Raw genomic sequence first — 24,841 nt, forward strand, 5'->3', positions numbered from 1 at the left:
AGGGCCGCGCCATATGCAGGGCGAAAAAAAGGCGGCCCCGCAGGGCCGCCGTCGTTCCGCGTCAAGCGACGGACATCAGTCGCGAATCTCCAGCTTGCGGTTCAGGCTCAGCGCCGCCAGCGAGGCCACGGCGCCCGACAGCAGGTAGAGGCTGACGTAACCCAGGCCGAAGTGGGCCGACAGGCCGAGGGCGACCAGCGGGGCGAAGGCCGCGCCCACCAGCCAGGCGAGGTCGGAGGTCAGGGCCGCGCCGGTGTAGCGGAAGCCCTTCTGGAAGTTCGAGGTGGTGGCGCCCGCCGCCTGGCCGTAGGAGAAGCCGAGCAGGGTGAAGCCGATCAGGATGAAGGCGTTCTGGCCGGCCACGCCGCTATTGATCAGGAACGGAATCGAGGCCGAATACAGGGCGATCAGGGCCGCGGCCGTGCCGAGGGTGGTGCGGCGGCCGAGCTTGTCGGCGACCTTGCCCGAGACCAGCATGGCGAGGGCCGCGAGGCCGGCGCCCCACATCTGGATGTGCAGGAACTCGTCCATCGGGCGGGTATCGTAGAGCTGGATCCACGACAGCGGGAACACGGTCACCAGGTGGAACAGGGCGTAGCTGGCCAGGGCGGCCATGGCGCCGATGGCGATATTGCTGCCTTGCTTACTCACCAGTTCACCGATCGGGGCCGGATCGAGGTGGTGCGAATCGAGCAGGCGCGAATACTCCGGCGTGCTGGCCAGGCGCAGGCGGGCGAAGGTGCCAACCACGTTGATGGCGAAGGCGACGAAGAACGGGAAGCGCCAGCCCCAGGTCAGGAAGTCTTCTTCCGCCGTATAGGTGATCAGAAAGGCGAAGATGCCGGCCGCGATCACGAAACCGAGCGGTGCGCTCAATTGTCCGAGCATGGCGTACCATCCGCGCTTGTTCTCGGGTGCGCTCAGGGCGAGCAGCGAAGGCAGTCCGTCCCACGAGCCACCCTGAGCGAAACCCTGGGCGATACGCAAGGCTGCCAGCAGGATGATGGCGGTGGCGCCGATCTCGCTATAACTCGGGAGCATGGCGATGACGACAGTGCTGGTGCCCATCATGAGCAGCGAGATGCCGAGCTTCATGTCGCGGCTCCAGCGCTTCTGGATCGCCATGAACACGACCGTGCCGATCGGACGTGCCACGAAGGCGAGGGCAAAGATGGCGAATGAATACAGGGTGGCGTCGAGCCGGTCGGCCCAGGGGAAGAAAATGGCCGGGAAAACCAGGGCGGACGCGATCGCGTACGTGAAGAATTCAAAATATTCCGCCGAGCGGCCGATGACGACGCCGACGGCGATGTCACCGGGATCGACATGCGCGTCCCTGGCATTGATATTGCGCGCACCGCTGTTCGGGTGCGTGATTGGAGCGGCCCCTGCGCCGCCGTACGTCGTCGTGCTTTGCATATTGTGTTCTCCAGAGGTGATGTCCACGGCCGCCGGTTTTATCAGGATTCGTTGTAAAAATTGCACCTCAGCAAAGGTGGGACAATGTGTCCAATGTTCTTTGGCGACCGTTGGCATTACAGTAGCATGTTCTCCCTCCATGTAACGTTAGATACCTAGCATGATTCCTAAAATTGTCCGCCGCGGACTACCCTTACTTCCGCTTGCAGCGCTGGCCGGCTGCAACACGGTCGTGATGAATCCCACCGGCGATATCGCGAAGCAGCAGGCCGACCTGATTACCGTATCGGTCATCCTGATGTTGTTGATCATCGTTCCCGTGATGATCCTGACCGTCCTGTTCGCCTGGCGCTATCGCAAGAACGCCAACGCGAAATACGAACCCGATTGGGACCACTCGACGAAACTCGAGCTCATCATCTGGGGCGCGCCGCTCCTGATCATCATCGTCCTGGGCCTGATCACCTGGGTCAGCACTCACAAGCTGGATCCTTACCGTCCGCTCGACCGCCTGGACGAGCACCGTCCGATCCCGGCATCGACCAAGCCGCTCGAGGTGCAGGTCGTGGCGCTGGACTGGAAATGGCTGTTCATCTACCCGGAGCAGGGCATCGCCTCGGTCAACCAGCTGGTGACCCCGATCGACACCCCGATCCGCTTCAAGATGACCTCGTCGACCGTGATGAACACGTTCTACATCCCGACCCTGGCCGGCATGATCTACACGATGCCGGGCATGCAGACGGAGCTGAACGCGGTGCTGAACAAGGCGGGTGACTACCACGGCCTGTCGGCCAACTTCAGCGGCGACGGTTTCTCGCACATGAAGTTCGCCTACAAGGGCGTCAGCAACGAAGAGTTCAACACCTGGGTGCAGGAAATGAAGGCCAACCCAGCCGTGCTGGACCGCGCCGACTACCTGGTGCTGGAAAAGCCGACCGCCAAGGAGGCCGTGCGCCACTATGGCCAGGTCGAGCCGGCGCTGTTCAACCGCATCCTGAACCGCTGCGTCGCGGAGGGTTCGATGTGCATGAACCAGCAGATGCACGAAGACGTGAAGCGCAACCAGATGGCCGCCGCCATCCGCCAGCAGTCGCAGGGCGGCAAGTCTCAGCTGGCGGAAGCGCTGGAAATGTGCGTGGCTCCTATTAATACCTTGATGAAGTAATCATGCAAGAATCATTCGACTTGACGAAGTTCATCTTCGGTCGGCTGGGCTGGGACGCGATCCCGTTCCATGAGCCGATTCTGATCGCTACCTTCGCAGGCGTGATCGTCGGCGGTCTGGCCCTTCTCGGCCTGATCACCTACTTCCGCGTGTGGGGCACCCTGTGGAGAGACTGGATCACCAGCATCGACCACAAGAAAATCGGGATCATGTACATGATCCTGGGCCTGATCATGTTCCTGCGCGGCTTCGCCGATGCGCTCATGATGCGCGCTCAGCAGGCGATCGCCTTCGGCGACAATGCCGGCTTCCTGCCCCCGCACCACTACGACCAGGTCTTCACCGCCCACGGCGTGATCATGATCTTCTTCGTGGCGATGCCGTTCGTGACGGGCCTGATGAACTATGTGGTGCCGCTGCAGATCGGCGCGCGCGACGTGGCTTTCCCGTTCCTGAACAATTTCTCGTTCTGGATGACCGCCATGGGCGCCGTGCTCGTGATGGCCTCGCTGTTCGTGGGTGAATTCGGCCGCACCGGCTGGCTGGCCTATCCGCCGCTGTCGGGCATCCTGGCAAGTCCGGGCGTCGGGGTCGACTATTACATCTGGTCGTTGCAGGTGGCGGGTGTCGGCACGACCCTGTCCGGCGTCAACCTGATCGTCACCATCATCAAGATGCGCGCGCCGGGCATGGACCTGATGAAGATGCCAGTCTTCACCTGGACCTCGCTGTGCACCAACATCCTGATCGTGGTCACCTTCCCGATCCTGACCGCCGTGCTGGCCATGCTGGGCATGGACCGCCTGCTCGACACCGCGTTCTTCACGAGCGACCGTGGCGGCAACCCGATGATGTACGTCAACCTGATCTGGATCTGGGGCCACCCGGAGGTCTACATCCTGATCCTGCCGGCCTTCGGCATCTTCTCCGAAGTCGTCTCGACCTTCTGCGGCAAGCGCCTGTTCGGCTACACCTCGATGGTGTACGCGACCTGCGTCATCATGGTCCTCTCCTACCTGGTGTGGCTGCACCACTTCTTCACCATGGGTTCGGGCGCCAGCGTCAACGCGTTCTTCGGCATCACGACGATGATCATCTCGATCCCGACCGGCGCCAAGATCTTCAACTGGCTGTTCACCATGTACCGCGGCCGTATCCGCTTCGAACTGCCGATGATGTGGACCGTGTCGTTCATGCTGACCTTCGTGATTGGCGGCATGACCGGCGTCATGCTGGCCATCCCGGCGGCTGACTTCGTGCTGCACAACTCGCTGTTCCTGATCGCGCACTTCCACAATGTGATCATCGGCGGCGTCGTGTTCGGCATCTTCGCCGGCCTGAACTACTGGTTCCCGAAAGCCTTCGGCTACAAGCTGGACCGTTTCTGGGGCCTGGTCTCGTTCTGGCTGTGGTCGATCGGCTTCTGGGTTGCCTTCACCCCGCCGTACATCCTGGGCTTCATGGGCTATACCCGTCGCGTGAGCCATTTCGACGATCCTTCGGTGCAGTGGCTGTTCCAGATCTCGTTCCTGGGCACCCTGATGATTGCCGGCGGTATCGGCGCGCTGTTGATGCAGATCTATGTCAGCTACCGCGACCGCAACACCGCGCGCCTGCGCGACTTCACCGGCGATCCATGGGAAGGCCGTACGCTGGAATGGTCGACCTCGTCGCCACCGCCGGACTACAACTTCGCCTTCACCCCGGTGGTGTACGACAACGACACCTTCGCCGACATGAAGAAGAACGGCTACCGTCGTCCGCTGAAGGACTTCGTGGCGATCCACATGCCGAAGAATACCGGCGCCGGCATCATCATCTCCGCGCTGGCGTGCGCGGTCGGCTTCGGCATCATCTGGCACATGTGGGCGTTCACCATCGTGGCGTTCGTCGCCATGATGGCCGCGATCATCATCCATACCTTCAACTACAAGCGCGACTACTACATCCCGGCCGAAGAAGTGGCCCGGACCGAAGAAGCGCGTACCCGTATGCTGGAAAGCCATGTCTGAAATTAACGCATCTGTAACCGGCGGCAGCGTCGCCGACGACGTGACCGGACGTTACATCGTCCGCGAACACCACCCGGAGCAGGGCACGCTGCTGGGCTTCTGGCTCTACCTGATGAGCGACTGCCTCATCTTCGCGTCCCTGTTCGCCACCTATGCGGTGCAGGGCCGCGCCTATGCGGGCGGTCCGACCGGCGCCGAGCTGTTCGAGCTGCCGCTGATCGCGCTCAACACCGCGTTCCTGCTGGTGTCGTCGCTGACCTTCGGCTTCGCCATGATCGCGGCGCAAGCCAAGAACCTGGCGAAGACCCGCATGTGGCTGGTCGTCACCGGCATCCTGGGCCTGGCCTTCCTGTGCGTGGAAATCTATGAGTTCCAGCACCTGATCCACATGGGCGCCGGTCCGCAGCGTTCGGGCTTCCTGACCGCGTTCTTCGCGCTGGTCGGCACCCACGGCCTGCACGTGACCTTCGGCATCGTCTGGCTGGTGACCCTGTTCTTCCAGCTGGGCAAACACGGCCTGACCCCGGAGAACTTCCGTCGCCTGTCGTGCCTGTCGCTGTTCTGGCACTTCCTGGACCTGATCTGGATCTTCGTCTTCACCTTTGTCTACCTGATGGGAGTCCTGCCATGAGCGACCACCACGACCACGGCCACCATGGCCATGACGTCCACGTGACGCACTACAGCGCCAAGGACTACATGATCGGCTTCGCCCTGTCGGCGATCCTGACGATCATTCCGTTCTGGCTGGTAATGGGCAACGTCCTGGCGCCAGAGACCACCAAGTGGGTCATCCTGGCCTTCGCCGGCGTGCAGCTGATCATGCAGATGATGTACTTCCTGCACTTGAACTCGAAGGCGGAAGGCGGCTGGAACATGATGGCGCTGATCCTGACCATCGTCATCCTGGTCATCGTGATGGCCGGTTCGATCTGGGTCATGCATCATATGAACACCAATATGATGCCTGGCATGGGTCCGAACAGCACCCACGACATGACCTGATGTCGGTACTGCACGAACAGCCGGTGGCGCCGGCACATCCTCAGCGCTCCGCCTTCGTGCGGCGCGCCATGGCGGTGGCGGCCCTGCTGCTGTTCGTGCTGTTTGCCGGTCTGGGGACCTGGCAGGTGTTCCGCCTGCATTGGAAACTGGACCTGATCGAACGCGTCGACGCACGCGTTCATGCGGATCCCGTTGCGCCGCCCCTGGCGTCGCAATGGCCGCAAGTCTCACGCGAGTCCGACGAATACCGGCGCCTACGCCTGTCGGGCCGCTATCTTTACGAACTCACCACACCGGTGCAGGCGCTGTCCGATCTCGGCGCCGGTTTCTGGCTGCTCACGCCCTTATGCCTCGGCGACGGCCACATCGTTCTCGTCAACCGCGGCTTCATTCCCTCGAGCGGCGACATCGCGACCCGTTATCCTGCCCGCAAGGCCGGCGCCAATCCCTGCGCCGCCATCCAGGGCGCACCCGTCGACGTCGTCGGCCTGCTGCGCATCGCCGAGCCGAAAAGCGGCTTCCTGCGCGATAACGACCCCGTCAACAACCGCTGGTACGCGCGCGAAGTGGGCGCCATCGCCGCCGCGCGCGGCCTCGATCTTGCGCAAGTCGCGCCGTTCTTCGTCGACGCCGGCAAGGGCCAGGATCCGAAGGACGCGCCGGAAACGGCGGTCGGCGGCCTGACCGTCATTTCTTTCCCAAATAATCACCTCGTCTATGCGCTCACTTGGTATGCTCTGGCCCTGATGGTGGCCGCGGCCGCGTGGTGGGTCGCCCGCTACGAGGCGAAGCGCGGCAATACCGACGATTGAGGCGCCGGTCCCGCCGGACCGCAGCACAGACCGCAGTACAGATATAACGGGTTTTGATGCAATCTCCGCTGGATTTCTTCGCCAGGGCGGCGCGCTCGTCGCCGTCGGCCGCCGCCGCCAACGTCGAGTTCGCGGCCGGCCACAAGAACATGCTGCAGCTGATCGAGCTGCGCTGGATCGCCGTCATCGGCCAGATCACGACCATCGCCTCGGCCATCACGATCTTCCGGATCGAGCTGCCGCTGGTGCACATGCTGCAGGTGCTGGCCTGCCTGATCGCCTTCAACGTCGCCAGCCACCTGCGCTGGCACGAACGGCGCCCGGTCTCCAACGGCGAGATGTTCCTGGCGATCCTGGTCGACGTCTCCAGCCTCACCGTGCTGCTCTACCTGTCCGGCGGCACCACCAATCCCTTCGCCTTCCTGTACCTGCTGCAGGTGATCGTCTCGGCCGTGCTGCTCGACGTGCTGTGGACCTGGAGCATCGTGCTGGTCACGATCGCCTGCATGGCCGGTCTCGCCATCTACGCCCAGCCGCTCGCGCTGCCATTCGACCACGCGCGCGGCATCGGCAGCCTGTACGTGCAGGGCCTGCTGGTCTGCTTCGCGCTCAACGCCGCGTTGCTGGTGATGTTTATCTCGCGCATCTCGGACAACGTCCGCGACAAGGCGACCCAGCTGGCCGCCTTGCGCCAGCGCGCGGCCGAGGAAGAGCACATCGTGCGCATGGGCCTGCTCGCCAGCGGCGCCGCCCACGAGCTGGGCACGCCGCTGTCGACGGTCTCGGTGATCCTGGGCGACTGGAAGCGCATGCCGGCCTTCCGCGACGATCCCGAGCTGCTGGGCGAACTCACCGAAATGCAGACCCAGCTCAAGCGCTGCAAGGCCATCGTCAGCGGCATCCTGCTGTCGGCCGGGGAGGCGCGCGGCGAGTCGGCCGAGCGCACCACGATCAGCCGCTTCCTCGACGAGCTCGCCATAGGCTGGGAGGCCAGCCGGCCGGTGCGCACCTTCATCTACAATAACCGGATCGCCGAAGACCTGCCGGTCGCGAGCGATTCGGCGCTGCGCCAGACGGTCGACAACCTGCTCGACAACGCGCTCGAGGCCTCGCCCGAGTGGGTCTATATGGACGCCCACATCGACGAGCGGACCCTGGTGCTGACCGTATTCGACCGCGGCCCCGGCTTCGCGCCCAGCATGCTGGCCCATTTCGGCAAGCCCTATCACTCGACCAAGGGCAAGCCTGGCGGGGGGCTGGGACTGTTCCTGGCGGTGAACGTCGTGCGCAAGCTCGGCGGCACCGTCACGGCGCGCAACCGGCGCCACGACGAGGGCGGCGGGGCCGAGGTGTCCGTACGCCTGCCGCTGGCGGCGATCGAACTCGAAGAGGAAATAGACGATGCAGAATCCTGAGCCGCTGCTGCTCATCATCGAAGACGACGAAGCCTTCGCCCGCACCCTTTCCCGCTCGTTCGAGCGGCGCGGCTACCGCGTGCTGGGCGCCACCGGCCACGACGAGGCCCAGGCGCTGCTGGCCCGGCACAACCCCGGCTACGCCGTGGTCGACCTGAAGCTGAAAGGGAATACCTCGGGCCTGGCCTGCGTCCAGCTGCTGCACGAGCACGACCCGGACATGCTGATCGTGGTGCTGACGGGCTTCGCCAGCATCGCCACCGCGGTGGAGGCGATCAAGCTGGGCGCCGTGCAATACCTGGCCAAGCCCTCGGACGCCGACGACATCGAGGCCGCCTTCGGCCACGTCGCCGGCAGCACCGACGTCGAGGTCACCAACCGCTCGACCTCGATCAAGACCCTGGAATGGGAGCGTATCCACGCCGTGCTGGCCGAGACCGATTTCAATATTTCCGAGGCCGCGCGGCGGCTGGGCATGCACCGGCGCACGCTGGCGCGCAAGCTCGAGAAGCAGCGGGTGAAATAGATGCGACTGGCACACATGCTGCAGGGAGTCCTGCTGTTGCTCGTCCTGGCTGGCTGCGGCCGCAGCGACACGGCGGACGTGGCGCAAGCCCCCGGCGAAGCGTCGCCGGCCCGGATCGAGGCGGGGCGCAAGCTGTTCGCGCGCTGCGCGGGTTGCCACGAAGTGGGGCCGAAGGCCGGGCATATCTACGGGCCGCATCTGAACGGGGTGCTCGGACGCAAGGCGGGCAGCGTGACGGGCTATGCCTATTCTCCGGCGCTGAAGGCGTCGACGCTGGTGTGGGACGAAGCGAACCTGGCGGCCTTCATCCGCGATTCGGAACAGGTCATCCCCGGCAACAAGATGCGCTTCATGAGCTTCCTGAGCGACCGCCAGGCCGGGGATATCGTGGCCTACCTGGCCACGCAGGGCGGGACCCAGGCTGGGCAAGACCAGCCGCGTCCCTGATGCGACTTATCTGACGCTTATTTGGCGCTCTTGCGGCGACGGGCGGCCAGCAGGCCCAGGCCGGCGGCCAGCAGTGCGGCGCTGGCCGGCTCGGGCACCTCGACCGGATCCGGCAGGGCGTCGAGGTCGCTGATGGTCAGCACGTAGTTGCCGAAGCCCGCGAATTCGGTGAGCGAGAAGGTGCCGAGGGTGAATGCGTGGCGCGATTCCTTGCCGGTGTACAGCTGCGGGCCGTTGGTGGTCAGCACGTAGCGGTCGGTGTAGAAATCGTACAGTTGCAGGCCGCCGCTGATCGCCGAATTGAAGAACGTGATGTCCAGGGCATCATAGCCCGGGAAGCTGCCCGCCACCTCGTTGAACGTCAGGCCGCCGTTGTTGTCGGAGCTGTCCGGATCGCGCTCGGTGTCCAGCTGCCAGCTTGCGGTGTAGTCACCGGTGAGCTTGAATTCGTACAGGGCGGCGTTGGCAACGCCGGCCGACAGCAGGGCGGTCGCCAGGGCCGCTTTCATCAGGTTTTTTACCAATTTCACGTGTTACTCCATCTCTATGTTCGATTATCGTAGACATCACAATGATGTCGCCGATGCAACACAAAGCAGGAAGTGTGCCTGAAAATTATCTTATTTATAATCAGACACTTGTATGCAAAATTTCAAGTAAATACACGCAGGAATGTAAAATTTCCCGACAGCAGCCTGCCTAGCTGCCCAGCTTGCTGAGTGCGAAGGCGGCCAGGAATCCGGCCGCCACGATCAGGCCCGCGAAGTCATGGGTTTCGTCGAACGCTTCCGGGATCATGGTGTCGACCACCATCGCCAGCACGCCGCCGGCAGCCACCGCCGTGGTCGCCGCCAGCATCTCGGGCGGAAAGCGGTGGAATACCGTGTAGCCGAGCAGGGCGGCCACGCCGGAAGACAGGGCGATCCCGGCCCACACGCCGTAGATGTGCGCCGGGGACCGGCCCGCCTGCCGCATCCCGGCCGCGCTGGACAGGCCTTCGGGCAGGTTGGACAGGAAGACCGCAGCCACCACCGCCACGCTGACGCCTTTGCCGCCCAGCAGCGACAGGCCGATCACGATCGATTCCGGAATACCGTCGAGCAGGGCGCCGAAGGCAAGCGCGGCGCCGCTGCCGTCCTGATGCGCTGACGCCGGGCGCGGCCCGGAGCGCTTGCGGTGGCGCGCCCCCTTGCGCGCCAGCCACCAGTTGGCGGCCGTGTAGAACAGGGCGCCGAGCAGGAAGCCGGTGGCGGTGGAAGCAAAGCCGCCGGTCTCGATCGCCTCGTCCATCAGTTCGAACGACAGCGCCGAGATCAGGACGCCGCTGCCGAAGGCCATGATGGCCGCCACCAGCCGCTGCGGAACCTTGAAACGCACGCCAATGTAGGCGCCCAGCAGCAGGGCGGCGCCCGCCAGCAATCCCCAGCCACCTGCCTGCAGCCATCCTGGTAAGGTATCCAATATCCCTCCTTTTGTTTCATGCATGCTAATATTTTCAGGCACATGTGGCGCGCACTGCTGGCCCATCGATGGCCGGCGACCCGGATTCCCATCCTGACGGACGGGTAGGGAGCCTATTGCCTGTCTGTACATTCGCACAAATAGGGTTGCCACGATTATATTTTTCGTGCAGTATAGCTGGGTGGCAACCGGCAGCGTCCGGTTGCCCCGATCAGCGATGAGGCGGCTCACACCGTTTCTTTTCGCCCCCCGCATCCGTCGGGGGGCATTTTTCGACACGCGGCGTAGCGTTCCCACAGTTGCCGCGTCTGGCGCTCCCCGCGCCGAATCGGACCATCGTGCCTGCGCGGCTCTCTGCCGCCGATCGGCGCGTCCCACCGGAGAACTGGATGAGCGAGCTGCTTTCACTCACGCATGCGCTGGCCTGGCCGCTGGCGCTGACGCTGGCCTGGATGACCGGCGAACTGCTGTACCGCTGGGCCAATGTGCCGCGCATCTCCATCTATGGCCTGTGCGGCTTCGTGTTCGGCAACCTGTCGAGCGGCTATCTGCCGCCGGCCCAAGCCGACAACTTCATGATGCTGGCCAATCTCGGATTCGGCCTGATGCTGTTCGAGCTCGGCTACCGCATCAACCTGCGCTGGCTGCGCACCAACCCCTGGCTGCTGCTCACCTCGGTGCTGGAAGCCGGTCTGACCTGGGCCGCCGTGTATTACGTCTCGCGCATCTGCGGCCTGGCCGTGCTGCCGGCCTGCCTGCTGGCGGCCCTGGCCATGGCCAGCTCGCCCGCCGGCCTGCTGCGCATCGTCAACGAGCAGGGCGGCGGCGGCCAGGTGACCGAGCGCGCGATGCACCTGACGGCCCTGAACTGCGTGCTGGCCGTGTTCGTGTTCAACGTGACGGTGGGCTTCGGCGTGTTCCAGACCTCGGGCGACGTGGTCCACGCCAGCTGGACCGGCCTGGTGGTGCTGGCGGCGTCGAGCGGCCTGGGCGCGGCGCTGGGCTGGCTGCTGCCGCTGTGGCAGCGCGTGGCCGGCCACGTGCGCAGCAATTCGACGCTGACGTTCGCGGTCTTCGTGTTCCTGCTGGTCGCGATCACCCATGTACTGAAACTGTCGCCGGTGCTGGCGGCGCTGACCTTCGGCCTGGTGGCGCGCCACCGCCGCGTCACCCTGAGCCCGGCCCAGCGCAACTTCGGCGCCCTGGGCGACCTGCTCACCGTGCTGCTGTTCTTCTTCGTCGCCACCACCATCGCCTGGCAGCCGACCGCCGAAGGGCTGATGCTGGGCCTGCTGCTGCTGCTGGTGCGCGCCCTGGTCAAGGTAGCGGTGTGCACCGCCACCGCGCGGGTGTCGGGCATCTCGGCGCGCAAGGGCGCCCTGACCGGGGTCGCGATCATGCCGCTGACGGTGTTCGCCATCATCCTGATCGAGCAGACCCGGCGTTCGGGCGTCGACCTGTTCGACACCCTCGCGCCACTGGCGCCATTGGCCGCGATGGCCATGATCCTCGAGGTGCTGGCGCCGATCCTGACCCAGATCGCGCTGACCGGCGCGCGCGAATCGGGTTTTGCAAAGTACAAGAATGTCGTGAAGGAGGACAAGGATGCCGCTGCCTGAGTTTTCGCGCTCGGAACCGCTGACCATGGGTGTCGAGCTGGAGTTGCAGCTCGTCGGCCTGTCGGATTTCGACCTGACCCCGGCCTCGCCGGACATGCTCGACCTGCTGGCGCGCGCGCCGTTTCCCGGCGCGGTCACGCCCGAGATCACCGAAAGCATGATCGAGATCAACAGCAGCATCCATACCGGCTACGCGCCGCTGGTGGACGAGCTGCGCCTGATCCGCGACACCCTGCTGCGCGCCGGCGACCGCCTGAACGTGGGCGTGTGCGGCGGCGGCACCCATCCGTTCCAGCAGTGGACCGAGCGCCGGATCTACGAAAAGCCGCGGTTTCGCGAGGTGTCGGCGCTGTACGGCTACCTGGCCAAGCAGTTCACCGTGTTCGGCCAGCACGTGCACATCGGCTGCGGCAGCGGCGACAATGCCCTGTTCCTGCTGCACGCGCTGAATCGCTACATTCCGCATTTCATCGCGCTGTCGGCCTCGTCGCCCTTCCTGCAGGGCAGCGACACCCAGTTCCACTCCTCGCGCCTGAATTCGGTGTTCGCCTTCCCGCTGTCGGGGCGCGCGCCGTTCCTGCTGAAATGGGAAGACTTCGAGCGCGACTATTTCAAGCGCATGGAAGACACCGGCATCGTGCGCAGCATGAAGGACTTCTACTGGGACCTGAGGCCGAAGCCCGAATACGGCACCATCGAGCTGCGCGTGTGCGACACCCCGCTCACGGTCGAGCATGCGGCGGCCCTTGCCGCCTACCTGCAAGCCCTGTGCAGCCACCTGCTGGAAGGGAACGAGCCGCCGCCGCGCGAGGACGACTACCTGGTCTACAACTACAACCGCTTCCAGGCCTGCCGTTTCGGGCTCGAAGGCAATATCGTGCTACCGCAGGAACACCAGCCGGTCACCTTGCGCGACGACATCCTCGCTACGCTGGCCCGCATCGCGCCGCACGCCGAACGGCTCGGATCGGGCGCCGCGCTGGCCCACCTGTCCCAGGTGACGAAAGCGGTCGGCGACGCCGCACAGCTGCGCATCGTGCATGAGCACGAGGGCAGCGTGGAGGCGATGGTTAATCTGGCGCTGGGGAAATTCCGCGGCGAGGTGTAGACCTTACGACTGGCTGAGAGGTATCTTGCCCGCGGCTTCGTCCGCATCCAGGCGGCCGATCAGCAGGGCCAAGTCCTGTTCCAGGCGCAGCAGGGTCGCTTCGTCCAGCGTCGCCAGCGCGCTCGGCAGCACACCGGCCGCCGGGCCGGGCACCCGGCGCAACACTTCCTGGCCCGCCGGCAAGATACGCAGTGCGACGTTGCGCCGGTCCGCGCCTTCGCGCGCCGCCACCACATAGCCACGCTCGACCAGTCCCCGCACCAGGTTGCTGGCGGTCGACTGGTGAATGTCCATCGCGCGCCCCAGGCTGGTGGCGCCGATGCCCGGCTGCTTCTCGATCACCGACAGCGCCCAGACCTGGGCTCCGCCCAGGCCCGAGTCGCGCTCGAGCTGGCGAAAATGTGTCTTGACGGCATTGAAGACGATACGGAACTGGCGCAGCACGCGCTGGGGCGGCGCATCGAGGGACGCGGGCAGGGCTTCTGGTTGAGGTTCGGGCGGCATGGGCGAGATGATAATCCAACAGCCCGCAAAGCGGGGCCGGGCAGCGCGCTTTTTCTTGGCATGCGAAATTCCCCCGAACGCCCCGTTCTGCGCTAGCATCGATTCATGCGAAGCGCATCCGCCAGCCCTGGTGTCCCGGAGCGCGGCCTGTCACGGGCCGCGATGGGCACCTGTCTGCTCGGCCTGGTGCTCACCTCGCTGCTGGGCGGCGCGGTGCGCACGATGGAATTTGACCGCGCCAACGCGGAATTCGACCAGCGCGCCGTGGTGCGGGTCGCGGCCGTCACCCGCGCCTTCGCCGAAGCCACCGACGCCGCGCGCGCCGTCAACCTGTTCTTCAGCGCCTCGCGCGAGATCACGCGCGAGGAGTTCGACGCCTTCGCCCAGCCGCTGGTGGCGCGCCACGGCTACCTGCAGGCGCTGGTGTTCCAGCGCTTCGTGAGCGACGTGGAGCGCGACGCCTTCGAGGCCCAGCGGCGCGCGTTCTGGCCGGGCTTCGAGATCCGCGAACGCGTCAGGACCGGCGCGCCGGCCCTGGTCCGGGCAGGCGTGCGCTGGCGCTACCTGGTCAACGACTATGTGACACCGATCGTCGGCAACGAGGTCACCTTCGGCTACGATGCCTGGTCGTACGCGCCCCAGCGGGTGTACACCCAGCGGGCGATCGACACCGGCGAACCGGCCGCCAGTCCCATCATCGACCTGCTGCAGGGCGGCGGCGCCCGCCATGGCGTCCTCATCACGCTGCCGGTCTACCGGCCCGGCGCGCGTCCTCTCGAGACGGCGGCGCGGCGCGCCACCGTGGTGGGCGCCACCGAGGTGGTGATCGACGTCGCCCAGTTGGTGGGCGGCACCCTGGAATCCGTGAGGCTGCTCGACGACGACAATTTCGCGCTGTCGCTGCGCGGCCCCGACGCCCTCGGCAACGTGGTCACCGCCTACCAGCACGGCAGCCTTGCCGCGCCCGACGGCTGGTGGGACCGTGTGCTGGACGGCATGGCGCTGCGCCGCGTGGAAGCGTTCGAAATCGCCGGCAGCCCCTGGCAGGTGGTGGTCGAGGAACAGCCCCCGGCCCTGGGCGCCCACATGGCCGAGCTGGTCGCGATGGTGCTGGGGCTGATCCTGAGCTTCGCCGCCGCCGGCCTGGTGCAGCAACGGGTGGCGCGCACGCGCCGCATCGAGGCCCTGGTCGAACAGCGCACCGCGGCGCTCGAGCGCGCCACCGGCTCGCTGCGGCTGTACGAACGCGCGATGGAAGCCAGCGCCAATCCGATCCTGCTGGTCGACGCGGAGCAACCGGGCTATCCGATCGAATACGTCAACCCCGCCTGCGAACGCACCTTCGGCTATTCGGCGCGCGAGCTGGCCGGCCAGCCGCTCAAGCTGCTCGCCGGCCTGGATGCCGACCAGCCTTCTGTGGAAGAGCTGCGCCAGGCCTTGCGCCAGCAGCGCGAGGAGCATGCCCTGGTCACGGCCCATACCCGCGACGGGGTGGAGCTGATCAGCGACGTCTACGTGGCCCCGGTGCGCCGTCCCGACGGCCATGCCGGGCATTTCGTGGTCACCGTCTACGACGTCACCACCGCCAAGCGCTACGAGGCCGAGCTCGAGCGCCATGCCCACTACGACACGCTCACTGGCCTCGCCAACCGGTCCTTGCTGTCCGACCGCATCGAGCGCGCCATCGCCAACGCCGGCGGCATGCCGGTGTGGACCGTGCTGCTCGACTTCGACCATTTCAAGCTGATCAAAGACACCCTTGGCCGGCGCGCCGGCGACGAAGCGCTGCGCATGCTGGCGACACGCATCAAGGGCGCGCTGCGGCCGGTGGACACCGCGGCCCGGGTCGGCGGCGACGACTTCGTGCTGGTGCTGGTGGGCGTGGCCGACGAACGCCAGGCCGCGGCGCGCATCCAGCAGGTGCGCGAAGCGGTGGGCGAACCGATCCACCTGGCCGGCCAGCGCCTGGCGCTCAGCTGCAGCGCCGGCGTGGCCGCGTTCCCGGCCGACGGCCTGGACGCCGACACCCTGGTCAAGAACGCCGAGATCGCGATGTACCGCGCCAAGAGCATCGGCCGCAACGGCGTGCAGTTCTATGCGCCGCACATGAACGCCCAGGCCTTCGACCGCCTGGCCCTGGAGAGCGCGCTGCGCCATGCGCTGCAGGACGACCAGTTCGAGCTGCATTTCCAACCGCAGGTCGACCTGGCCACCGGCTGCGTGGTGGGCAACGAGGCGCTGATCCGCTGGCGCCACCCGCTGCTGGGCACGATTCGGCCCGACCGCTTCATCGCCCTGGCCGAGGAGACCGGCCTGATCGTGCCGATCGGCGCCTGGGTGCTGCGCACCGCCTGCCGCCAGAACCGGCGCTGGCAGCGCGCCGGCCTGGGACCGCTGCGCATCGCCGTCAACCTGTCGGCACGCCAGTTTGCCGAGCCCGACCTGGTCGAGACCGTGGCCAAGGTGCTGGTCGAAACCGGACTGCCGCCGGCTTCGCTCGAGATCGAACTCACCGAGAGCATGATGATGGCCGACGCCGACGCCGCCATCCATACCATGGAATGCCTCAAGCGCATGGGTGTCAAGTTGTGCATCGACGATTTCGGCACCGGCTATTCGAGCCTGCAGTACCTGAAGCGCCTGCCGGTGGACGTGCTCAAGATCGACCGCTCCTTCGTGCAGGACATCGTCGGGAACCCGGACGGCGCGGCCCTGGTCGACGCCATCATCTCGCTGGCCCACGGCCTGCGCATGCAGGTGATCGCCGAAGGGGTCGAGACGATCGAACAGCTCGACTACCTGCGCGGCTGCGGCTGCGACGAGGTCCAGGGCCACGTCTACAGCCGTCCGCAGCCGGCCACGCGGGTCGAGGCGCTGCTGCGCGCCGGCCGGGTGGAGCCGGCGGCCAGCGCCGCCTGAGGCGCCGCACCTCCCATCCCGTGCCGTGGCGCGCGCCGCGGTCGGATATACTTGCCCCACATTGTTACTTTGATCAGGCAGGTATAGCGAGTGGACCACGACCAGAACAACGAGAACACGGACACCGCGGACACCGCGCCAACCGTGCAGCAACGCATGAAGCAGGTCTTCCGGCGCCTCGCCCGCCGCCTGCTCGCCGGGGCCTCCACCCGGGCCGGCGCCCTCAGGACCGGCGCCAGGGCGCGCCTGCACGGCCGGCCGCTGCCGGTCAAGCTGGCCCTGGTCGCGCTCTGGAGCATGGCCGCGGGCCTGATGGCGGTCCTGGCCTGGCTCCTGATCCTGATCCCGTTCACGCCCGGCATCGACGACCTGGAACAGGTCAGCCGCTCGCGCCCGTCCGTGATCCTGGACGCCGGCGGCCGGCCGCTCGGCACCTTCGAGAAAGGCCTGCAGGAACGCGTCAAGCTGTCGCAGGTGTCGCCGCACGTGGTCGAGGCGCTGATCTCGACCGAGGACCACCGCTTCTACCGGCACCACGGCGTCGACTTCAAGCGCGTCGCCGGCGCGCTCTGGGCCAGCGTCAAGGGCGCGCCGCAGGGCGGCTCGACCATCACCCAGCAGCTGGCGCGCAATATGTTCCCGCAAGAGATCGGCCGCGCCCGCAGCGTGAACCGCAAGATGAAGGAACTGATCACGGCGATCAAGATCGAGAACACCTACAGCAAGACCCAAATCCTGGAAGCCTACCTGAACACGGTGCCTTTCCTGTACAACGCCTATGGCATCGAAATGGCGGCGCGCACCTACTTCGACAAGCCGGCATCCAGGCTCGACGTGCTGGAGTCGGCGACGCTGGTCGGCATGCTCAAGGGCACTCATTACTACAATCCGGTGGCCAACCCGGAACGCTCGCTGGCGCGCCGCAACGTGGTGCTGGGCCAGATGCGCAAGCACGGCGCCTTCGACGACAAGCGTCATGCGCAACTGGTCAAGCGGCCGATGCGCCTGCGCTTCGCGCGCCTGCCCGACCGCAGCGGCAAGGACGACCATTTCACCCACCACGTGCGCAAGTGGCTGCTCGACTGGGCCGACGAGAACGACTACAACCTGCAGCTCGACGGGCTGGTGGTGCGCACCACGCTCGACCCGGAACTGCAGGCGGCGGCCGAGCGCGCGGTGCGGCGCCAGGCCGACATCCTGCAGGCGATCGCCGACGTCGAGTGGGCCAACCCCAACCTGCCCCGCTCGACCGCCACGGCCACCTATACGGCGATACGCCCGAACATCGATCCCTTCTCTTACTACTGGATCACCAATGCGCGCGCGCTGGATGCCTTCGTGCGCGAGAGCGGCGCCTACCGCAGCGCGGTCGAGGAGGGCGAAGAGCCGGCGGCCGCGCTCAAGCGCCTGAAGGCCGACCGCAGCTTCATGCATGAACTGAAAAGCGCCAAGTCGCGCCTGGAGGCGGGCTTCGTGGCGGTGGACCCGGCCAGCGGCGCGGTCAGGGCCTGGGTCGGCAGCCGCGACTTCGAGCGCGACCAGTACGACCACGTGGCCCAGGCCGCGCGCCAGCCGGGATCGACCTTCAAGCCCTTCGTCTATGGCGCGGCGCTCGAGCGCGGCATCCCGCCAACCCAGGCCTACCGCGACGTGGTGCTCGAATTCAAGGGCGACCACGGCGAGGTGTGGAAGCCGACCGATATGGACGGCAACAGCGGCCGCTCGATGCCGATGCGCGACGGCCTGGTGTTTTCGAAGAACACGATCACCGCCCAGGTGAGCCAGGAAGTGGGCATCGGGCCGATCGTGCGCCTGGCCCAGGGCCTGGGCATCCGCCAGAGCAGGCTGGAGGCGGTGCCCTCGCTGGCCCTGGGCACCAGCCCGGTCACCCTGTTCGAGATGGTGAGCAGCTATGCCACCATCGCGGCCCTGGGCGAGTACCGCAAGCCGATCTTTGTCCGCACCATCGAGGACCGCGAAGGCAACGTGATCGCCGATTTCGGCGGCGGCCAGCCCGAACGCGCGATGTCGCGCGAGTCGGCCGAAGCCCTGATCGACATGCTGCGCGGCGTCGTCACGCGCGGCACCGGCAACGGCGTACGCAGCCGCTTCGGCATCCGCAGCGACCTGGCGGCCAAGACCGGCACCAGCCAGAACAACCAGGACGGCTGGTTCATCATGATGCACCCGAACCTGGTGGCCGGGGCCTGGGTCGGCTTCAACGACAACCGGGTCACCATCCGCAGCAGCTACTGGGGGCAGGGCGGGCACAATGCGGCGCTGGTGGTGGGCGACTTCTTCCGCGGCGCTTTCGATAACGGCAGCCTCGACGCGAAGGCCACGCTGCCCGGATGGCGCCCGCCGGAGCCGCGGCGCTACGTGGTGGAAGAGGAGCCAGAAGAAATCTTCATGGACGAAGCACAGGACATCGTGCCGGAAGGCGGCCCGGAGGAGATGCCGGTGGCGCCGCCGCTAGAGGCAATCGAGCCTCCGATCGAACCGCTTGAGGCGGCGCCGACGCCTAGCGCGCCGCCGACTGCCGTCCCGACGCCGTCGGTGTTGTAGCTGACGCCGCCGCTGGGGCCTCGATCAGGGCCGGATCGGCCTTCAGCAGCGGATAAGGGTTGATGGCGCCGCCGGTATCGTAGATCCCGTAGTGCAGGTGCGGCGGCGTGCCCTTGGCATTGCCCGTGTCGCCGACAAAGCCCAGCACCCGGCCGGCCTCGATGCGCATGCCGGGTTCGACGTCCGCATAGCCGTCCAGGTGAGCGTAGTAGTGGCGCTGCCCGCCGGGCCCCAGCACCCAGACCACCAGGCCGCCAAGGCGGTTGGTGCCCACCTGGCTCACGATGCCTTCGGTGCTGGACACCACCGGCGTGCCGCGTTTGGCGAAGATATCGATCCCCTCGTGCTTGCGGCCCTCGCTGCGCGCGCCGCCCCAGGTGTCGCGCAGCGCGCGCTGGCGCACGCCCTCGACCGGCACCGGCAGCGCCTGCGGCTTGGGCATGGCGGCCAGGCGCATGGTATAGAGGGCGCGCTCGATATAGGGCTCGAGCAGGCTATACGCCAGAACCAGGAAGATGGCGACGACAAGGGTGCGCAGGAGAGCGGCCATTGAGCGAGCGCTTACAGGATCGGCGCGCCGCCCGTAACGGCGATGCGCGCGCCCGAGATATAGCTCGCCTCATCGGACGCCAGCATCACGAACACCGGCGCCACCTCTTTCGGCTGGCCGGCACGCTTCATCGGCACCTGGCTGCCGAAGTTCTCGACTTCTTCCGGCGGCATGGTCGACGGGATCAGCGGCGTCCAGATCGGACCTGGCGCCACCGAGTTCACCCGGATGCTTTTTTCGGCCAGCAGCTGGGCCAGGCCGGCGCTGAAGTTGGCGATCGCGCCCTTGGTGGTGGCGTATGCCAGCAGGGTGGGCTTGGGATTGTCGGAGTTGATCGAGGTGGTGTTGATGATCGAGGAGCCGGGTGCCATGTGCTTCACCGCGGCCTTACACAAGTGGAACATGGCGGTGATGTTCACCTTGAAAGTGTAGTCCCATTCGTCGTCCGGGATCTCGTCGAGCGAGTCGTGCGACATCTGGAACGCGGCATTATTCACCAGCACGTCGATGCGGCCGAATTCCGCCACCGCCTTGTCGACGATGGCGCGGCAATGGGCGCGGTCGGCGATATCGCCCGGCACCAGGATGGCGCGGCGCCCGGCTTCCTCGACCAGGCGCGCGGTCTCTTTCGCATCGTCGTGCTCATCGAGGTAAGCGATCAGGACGTCGGCGCCTTCGCGCGCGAAAGCCAGCGCCACCGCGCGGCCGATGCCGCTGTCCCCGCCGGTGATCACGGTGGCCTTGTCCTGCAGGCGGCCGGATCCGCGATAGCTGGTTTCGCCATGGTCGGCTTGCGGGTTCAGCGCGGCTTCACGGCCGGGCCATTGCTGTTGTTGCTTGGGAATATCCATCGCTGCGTGCTCCTCGTTGGGCGGTAGCGCACAGGGTGACAGCCTCGGGCGCCAGCTTCAGTTAGCTGCCACACGCTAGTGCGAGATCCGGGCCGGCAAGCATGCCCGCATGCCAGACGGCCCGTTTTGAGGTAGGCTTGCGGTATTCGAATAGCAATAATAAGGAGACCCCATGGCCGCCCCCTACGTAACCTCCCAACCCGAACGCAGCGCCATCGACGCCACCCAGGGCCTGATCGCCCTCGATTTCGGCGCCAACTGGTGCGGCTATTGCCGCGCCGCCGAGCCGCTGATCGACCAGGCGCTGGCCGAGAATCCGGCCGCCCGCCACATCAAGGTCGAAGACGGCCCGGGCCGCCCGCTGGGCCGCTCGTTCCGCATCAAGCTGTGGCCGACGGTCGTGGTGCTGAAGGATGGCCAGGAAGTGGCGCGCGTGGTGCGTCCGGTCGACGCCGACGCGGTGCGCCAGGCCCTGGCCCAGGCGGGCGCATGAGCGAGGCGGCGCTGGCAGATCGACCCGCGGCCAACAAACCCCGCACCGTCCTGTTTGCAAGCCTGATCGGCACCACGATCGAGTTCTACGACTTCTACATCTATGCCACCGCCGCGGTGCTGGTATTTCCGCGCCTGTTCTTTCCGGCCGCCGACCCGGGCGCGGCGATGCTGCAATCGCTGGCGACCTTCGCCATCGCCTTTTTCGCGCGCCCGGTCGGCTCGGCCGTGTTCGGCCACTTCGGCGACCGTATCGGCCGCAAGGCGACGCTGGTGGCGGCCCTGCTCACGATGGGCATCTCGACCATCCTGATCGGCATGCTGCCCACCTATGCCCAGATCGGCGTGGCGGCGCCGCTGCTGCTCGCGCTGTGCCGCTTCGGCCAGGGCCTCGGCCTGGGCGGCGAATGGGGCGGTGCGGTGCTGCTCGCCACGGAAAACGCGCCGCCCGGCAAGCGTGCCTGGTACGGCATGTTCCCGCAGCTGGGCGCGCCGATCGGTTTCTTCCTGTCGGGCGGCGTGTTCCTGCTGCTTGGCGCGCTGATGAGCGACGACGCCTTCTTCGCCTGGGGCTGGCGAATTCCCTTCCTGGCCAGCGCCTTGCTGGTGGCGGTAGGCCTGTACATCCGCCTGAAAATCACCGAGACGCCCGACTTCCAGAAGGTGCTGGACCAGAAAGCGCGGGTCAAGGTGCCGATGGTGGCGGTGCTGCGCGACCACCGCCGCGCGCTGGTGCTGGGCACCCTGACCGCCTTGTCGACCTTCGTCATCTTCTACCTGATGACGGTGTTCGCCCTGAGCTGGGGCACGGCGCAGCTGGGCTATACGCGCCAGGAATTCCTGGTGCTGCAGCTGTTCGCGGTGGTGTTCTTCGCGCTCACGATTCCACCGTCGGCTTTGCTGGCCGACAGCCGCGGGCGACGCACCGCCATGATGCTGGTGAGCGCCGCGATCGCCGTGTTCGGCCTGCTGTACGGACCGCTGTTCGGCGCCGGCGGCTGGGTCGCGGTCACCCTGTTCATGGTGCTCGGCATGTGCCTGGTCGGCTTCACCTACGGACCGCTTGGCACCTTGCTGGCCGAAATGTTCCCGCCCGAGGTGCGCTATACCGGCGCCTCGCTCACCTTCAACCTCGCCGGCATCCTCGGCGCGTCGGTTGCGCCGTATATCGCACTCTGGCTCGCGACCAACCACGGGCTGGAATTCGTCGGCTATTACCTGAGCGGCGCGGCCCTCGTCAGCCTGGCCGCCCTGGCGCTGGCCAAGGGCCTGGTGCCGTCGGCCGCTAGGTGAAAGAGCGCCGCTTCGGACGCCTCGGGGCAAGGGCTCCGACGTCCGCCGACGAGGCCTTCCTCGACGCGCTCTACCTCGACTCCCGTCCGGACCTCGGCGCGCTGCCGGTGCCGCGCAGCGTCATCGAAGGCATCGCGCGCCATCAGCGCGCGATGCAGGTCGAGGATTATGCGCGTCGCTACGCCGCACTCGAGACCTGGCTGGTGACCGATGGGGAGGTCCCGGTAGCGCGCATCGTGCTGGCGCGGTCGGATGGCGTGCTGCGGGTGGTGGACCTGTCGGTGGCGCCGGCCGCGCGCCGCAAGGGCATCGCCGGCGGCATCCTGGGCGCGCTGCAGGATGAATGCGTGCGCATGACATTGCGTGTCCGCACCGGGAACCTGGCCGCACGCCGGCTTTACGACAGGCTGGGTTTTACGCCCGTGCGAGTCGACGACGCCACCCTTGAACTCGAATGGGGCCAAAAGGAAAAGCATCCGGGATGATGTGCGCGGCGTATGTGCGGGATCTACCAGGAGATCTCCCATGGCCGCAACCGCCCCCGCCACCAGAGCCGGCACCGTCCTCTTCGCCAGCCTGATCGGCACCACGATCGAGTTCTACGACTTCTACATCTACGCCACCGCCGCGGTGCTGGTGTTCCCGCAGCTGTTCTTCCCGGCCCTCGACCCGCCGCCGCGACCCTGCAATCGCTGGCGACCTTCTCCATCGCCTTCCTGGCCCGTCCGGTCGGCTCGGCCCTGTTCGGCCACTTCGGCGACCGCATCGGCCGCAAGTCGACCCTGGTCGCGGCCCTGCTCACGATGGGCCTCTCGACCATCGTCATCGGCCTGCTGCCCACCTACGCCCAGATCGGCGTCGCGGCCCCGCTGCTGCTGGCGCTGTGTCGCTTCGGCCAGGGGCTCGGCCTGGGCGGGGAGTGGGGCGGGGCGGTGCTGCTCGCCACCGAGAACGCGCCGCCGGGCAAGCGCGCCTGGTTCGGCATGTTTCCGCAACTGGGGGCGCCGATCGGCTTCTTCCTGTCCGGCGTTACCTTCCTGCTGCTGGGAGAGGCGATGAGCGACGAAGCCTTTTTCAGCTGGGGCTGGCGCGTGCCCTTCCTGGCCAGCGCCTTGCTGGTCGCGGTCGGCCTGTACATCCGCCTGAAAATCACCGAGACGCCCGACTTCCAGCGGGTGCAGGCGCGCGGCGCCCAGGTGAAACTGCCGATGGTGACGGTGGTGAGCGAGCATGGCCGCACCATGCTGCTGGGTGCGCTGGCGGCGATGGGCGGCTTCGCCTTCTTCTACCTGATGACGGTGTTCGCGCTCACCTGGGGCACGACCCGGATGGGCTTCACGCGCCAGCAGTTCCTGCTGCTGCAGCTGTTCGCGATCGTGTTCTTTGCCCTGACCATTCCCTTGTCGGCGCTGCTGGCCGACCGTGTCGGGCGGCGCGCGGCGCTGATGCTGGTGAGCGTGGCGATCGGCAGCTTCGGCCTGCTGTACGCCCCCCTGTTCGGCGCCGGCGCCTGGCTGCCGGTGGGGATCTTCATGGTGCTCGGGATGTCGCTGGTGGGCTTCGTCTATGGCCCGCTCGGCACCTTGCTGGCCGAACTGTTCCCGGCCGAGGTGCGCTATACCGGCGCGTCATTGACCTTCAATCTCGCGAGCATCCTGGGAGCGTCGGTGGCGCCCTATATCGCGCTGTGGCTGGGCACCAGGCATGGTCTGGCGCAGGTCGGCTACTACCTCAGCGCGGCATCGCTCGTCAGCCTGGCGGCGCTGGTGCTGCTCGGCCGCCAGCGGCGTCAGAAAGAATAGACCATCGTCAGCGAGGTCTGGGTATCGGTGTTCTTCTTGTCGTCCGGGACATCGCTGTCGTTGCGCACGCTGAAGCCGGCCTTCATCTGCATGCTGCCGTTGATCTTGGTGCTCAGCGAGGTCTCGGCCACCGAATGGGTATTGCCGGTGCCTTTCTCGACGCTGACGGTCTGGGCGAAGAAGGCCGAGGGACTGACCTGCCAGCGGAACTGGGCCGCGCTGCGCACCGTCATGCCGCGCTCTTCTTCCTCGTTGTCGCGCTTGCCGACCGAATAGCCGGGACCGATCTCGACGTCAAGCGTCTTGTCGGGCGCCGTGTACCAGCGCGAACCGTAACCGATGCCGACCGTGGAGTACTTGCGGTAGGCGCCGAACCGGTCGTCGGTGTGGGTGGCCAGCACGAAGGCGCGGCGGCCATCGCCCAGGAGCTTGAGCGAGGCCTTGGCCGAGGTGGCCCAGCGCTGGGCCGAGCGGCTCTTCACGGGCTCGCCGAACTCGTCCTCGTATTCGTCTTCCTTGAAATAGCCGCTGGCGATGAACTCATGGCTCCAGCGCGCCGTCTCGTGACGGGCATCGATCTTGCCTGTGACGGAGGTGCCGTTGGTATTGCCGGAGGTCGTAATCGCGCCGAGTTCGGCGGAGGTAAACCAGCCGCCATCCGGAATCGCCGGCATTGCGACGGCGAGCGGCGCGTGGACGTCGCCGATTTGGGGAAGATCGGGAGCGGCAAGCGCCGCACCCGGGATGCCAGCCAAGGCCAGCGCCAGGATCGAAAGTGGTTTCATCAGCATCTAGCGGCCGCATGGGCCGCGCCGTACCGCGTGGCGTGCCCAGGGCGACCGGCCCATCGTTCGTGGATCGTGCGCGACCGTG

General features: G+C 66.6%; 22 protein-coding genes and 1 pseudogene. 16 read left to right on the plus strand and 7 right to left on the minus strand.

The window, feature by feature from the left end; all coding sequences use genetic code 11:
* Positions 1 to 75: 75 nt before the first annotated feature.
* Complete coding sequence (locus DIR46_RS25715; RefSeq protein ID WP_109347773.1) at positions 76 to 1,419, minus strand: MFS transporter; 1,344 nt, start codon at positions 1,417 to 1,419, stop codon at positions 76 to 78.
* A gap of 160 nt (positions 1,420 to 1,579) precedes the next feature.
* Here DIR46_RS25715 and cyoA point away from each other — a divergent pair, with 160 nt between their 5' ends.
* From cyoA to DIR46_RS25755, 8 genes are read left to right on the plus strand one after another with little or no spacing between them, the layout of a single operon-like run.
* Positions 1,580 to 2,587: a ubiquinol oxidase subunit II gene (gene cyoA / locus DIR46_RS25720; protein WP_109347774.1), complete on the plus strand. Its 1,008-nt coding sequence runs from the start codon at positions 1,580 to 1,582 to the stop codon at positions 2,585 to 2,587.
* Positions 2,588 to 2,589: 2 nt separating this feature from the next.
* Positions 2,590 to 4,599, plus strand: a complete 2,010-nt coding sequence (cyoB, locus tag DIR46_RS25725) for a cytochrome o ubiquinol oxidase subunit I (protein ID WP_109347775.1) — start codon at positions 2,590 to 2,592, stop codon at positions 4,597 to 4,599.
* Complete coding sequence (cyoC, locus tag DIR46_RS25730) at positions 4,592 to 5,230, plus strand: cytochrome o ubiquinol oxidase subunit III (protein ID WP_109347776.1); 639 nt, start codon at positions 4,592 to 4,594, stop codon at positions 5,228 to 5,230. The genes cyoB and cyoC overlap by 8 nt, the downstream gene beginning before the upstream one ends.
* Positions 5,227 to 5,604 carry a cytochrome o ubiquinol oxidase subunit IV gene (cyoD, locus tag DIR46_RS25735; protein ID WP_109347777.1) on the plus strand — a complete coding sequence of 126 codons (378 nt, stop codon included), beginning with the start codon at positions 5,227 to 5,229 and terminating at the stop codon, positions 5,602 to 5,604. Before cyoC ends, cyoD begins: the two co-directional genes overlap by 4 nt.
* Positions 5,604 to 6,416, plus strand: a complete 813-nt coding sequence (locus DIR46_RS25740; RefSeq protein ID WP_109347778.1) for an SURF1 family protein — start codon at positions 5,604 to 5,606, stop codon at positions 6,414 to 6,416. The genes cyoD and DIR46_RS25740 overlap by 1 nt, the downstream gene beginning before the upstream one ends.
* A gap of 56 nt (positions 6,417 to 6,472) precedes the next feature.
* Positions 6,473 to 7,831: an ATP-binding protein gene (locus DIR46_RS25745; protein WP_109347779.1), complete on the plus strand. Its 1,359-nt coding sequence runs from the start codon at positions 6,473 to 6,475 to the stop codon at positions 7,829 to 7,831.
* Complete coding sequence (locus tag DIR46_RS25750) at positions 7,818 to 8,357, plus strand: response regulator transcription factor (RefSeq protein WP_109347780.1); 540 nt, start codon at positions 7,818 to 7,820, stop codon at positions 8,355 to 8,357. The genes DIR46_RS25745 and DIR46_RS25750 overlap by 14 nt, the downstream gene beginning before the upstream one ends.
* Complete coding sequence (locus DIR46_RS25755) at positions 8,358 to 8,804, plus strand: c-type cytochrome (RefSeq protein WP_229446428.1); 447 nt, start codon at positions 8,358 to 8,360, stop codon at positions 8,802 to 8,804.
* A gap of 17 nt (positions 8,805 to 8,821) precedes the next feature.
* Here the strand turns inward: DIR46_RS25755 and DIR46_RS25760 are convergent, their stop codons facing one another.
* The gene (locus DIR46_RS25760; protein WP_205289045.1) at positions 8,822 to 9,334 is read right to left on the minus strand and encodes a PEP-CTERM sorting domain-containing protein; all 513 of its coding nucleotides are present in this window, start codon (positions 9,332 to 9,334) and stop codon (positions 8,822 to 8,824) included.
* A gap of 169 nt (positions 9,335 to 9,503) precedes the next feature.
* The gene (locus tag DIR46_RS25765) at positions 9,504 to 10,265 is read right to left on the minus strand and encodes a ZIP family metal transporter (RefSeq protein ID WP_109347783.1); all 762 of its coding nucleotides are present in this window, start codon (positions 10,263 to 10,265) and stop codon (positions 9,504 to 9,506) included.
* A 389-nt stretch (positions 10,266 to 10,654) separates the two neighbouring features.
* Between DIR46_RS25765 and DIR46_RS25770 the strand changes: the two genes are divergently transcribed.
* Both DIR46_RS25770 and DIR46_RS25775 read left to right on the plus strand, forming a co-directional pair.
* Positions 10,655 to 11,884: a cation:proton antiporter gene (locus DIR46_RS25770; protein ID WP_109347784.1), complete on the plus strand. Its 1,230-nt coding sequence runs from the start codon at positions 10,655 to 10,657 to the stop codon at positions 11,882 to 11,884.
* Positions 11,871 to 12,992 (plus strand): YbdK family carboxylate-amine ligase, encoded by a 1,122-nt coding sequence (locus DIR46_RS25775; RefSeq protein ID WP_109347785.1) that lies wholly within the window; start codon positions 11,871 to 11,873, stop codon positions 12,990 to 12,992. Before DIR46_RS25770 ends, DIR46_RS25775 begins: the two co-directional genes overlap by 14 nt.
* A gap of 3 nt (positions 12,993 to 12,995) precedes the next feature.
* Here DIR46_RS25775 and DIR46_RS25780 read toward each other — a convergent pair whose 3' ends face one another.
* Positions 12,996 to 13,496, minus strand: a complete 501-nt coding sequence (locus tag DIR46_RS25780; protein ID WP_109347786.1) for a MarR family winged helix-turn-helix transcriptional regulator — start codon at positions 13,494 to 13,496, stop codon at positions 12,996 to 12,998.
* Between the two features lie 105 nt (positions 13,497 to 13,601).
* Here DIR46_RS25780 and DIR46_RS25785 point away from each other — a divergent pair, with 105 nt between their 5' ends.
* Together DIR46_RS25785 and DIR46_RS25790 are read left to right on the plus strand one after the other, a co-directional pair.
* Positions 13,602 to 16,415 (plus strand): bifunctional diguanylate cyclase/phosphodiesterase, encoded by a 2,814-nt coding sequence (locus tag DIR46_RS25785; protein ID WP_109347787.1) that lies wholly within the window; start codon positions 13,602 to 13,604, stop codon positions 16,413 to 16,415.
* Between the two features lie 90 nt (positions 16,416 to 16,505).
* Complete coding sequence (locus DIR46_RS25790; protein ID WP_109347788.1) at positions 16,506 to 18,980, plus strand: penicillin-binding protein 1A; 2,475 nt, start codon at positions 16,506 to 16,508, stop codon at positions 18,978 to 18,980.
* Here the strand turns inward: DIR46_RS25790 and DIR46_RS25795 are convergent.
* Both DIR46_RS25795 and DIR46_RS25800 read right to left on the minus strand, forming a co-directional pair.
* On the minus strand, positions 18,937 to 19,530 hold the full coding sequence (locus DIR46_RS25795; protein ID WP_109347789.1) for a M23 family metallopeptidase: 594 nt from the start codon (positions 19,528 to 19,530) through the stop codon (positions 18,937 to 18,939). The genes DIR46_RS25790 and DIR46_RS25795 overlap by 44 nt on opposite strands.
* Positions 19,531 to 19,541: 11 nt before the next feature.
* Positions 19,542 to 20,381, minus strand: coding sequence for a glucose 1-dehydrogenase (locus DIR46_RS25800; protein ID WP_109347790.1), 840 nt, complete (start codon positions 20,379 to 20,381; stop codon positions 19,542 to 19,544).
* Between the two features lie 172 nt (positions 20,382 to 20,553).
* Here DIR46_RS25800 and DIR46_RS25805 point away from each other — a divergent pair, with 172 nt between their 5' ends.
* From DIR46_RS25805 to DIR46_RS25820, 4 genes and pseudogenes are all read left to right on the plus strand, one after another.
* Positions 20,554 to 20,874 (plus strand): thioredoxin family protein, encoded by a 321-nt coding sequence (locus DIR46_RS25805; protein ID WP_109347791.1) that lies wholly within the window; start codon positions 20,554 to 20,556, stop codon positions 20,872 to 20,874.
* Positions 20,871 to 22,166 (plus strand): MFS transporter, encoded by a 1,296-nt coding sequence (locus DIR46_RS25810; protein WP_109347792.1) that lies wholly within the window; start codon positions 20,871 to 20,873, stop codon positions 22,164 to 22,166. The genes DIR46_RS25805 and DIR46_RS25810 overlap by 4 nt, the downstream gene beginning before the upstream one ends.
* Complete coding sequence (locus DIR46_RS25815) at positions 22,163 to 22,651, plus strand: GNAT family N-acetyltransferase (protein ID WP_109347793.1); 489 nt, start codon at positions 22,163 to 22,165, stop codon at positions 22,649 to 22,651. The genes DIR46_RS25810 and DIR46_RS25815 overlap by 4 nt, the downstream gene beginning before the upstream one ends.
* A gap of 40 nt (positions 22,652 to 22,691) precedes the next feature.
* Positions 22,692 to 23,968: pseudogene (locus DIR46_RS25820) on the plus strand (MFS transporter).
* Here DIR46_RS25820 and DIR46_RS25825 read toward each other — a convergent pair.
* A complete protein-coding gene (locus DIR46_RS25825; protein ID WP_109347794.1) occupies positions 23,956 to 24,759 on the minus strand; it encodes a DUF481 domain-containing protein in 804 nt (267 codons plus the stop codon). The pseudogene DIR46_RS25820 and the gene DIR46_RS25825 overlap by 13 nt on opposite strands.
* Positions 24,760 to 24,841: the final 82 nt, after the last annotated feature.

The sequence above is a fragment of the Massilia oculi genome (assembly GCF_003143515.1).
In the GTDB taxonomy this organism is placed as follows: domain Bacteria; phylum Pseudomonadota; class Gammaproteobacteria; order Burkholderiales; family Burkholderiaceae_D; genus Telluria; species Telluria oculi.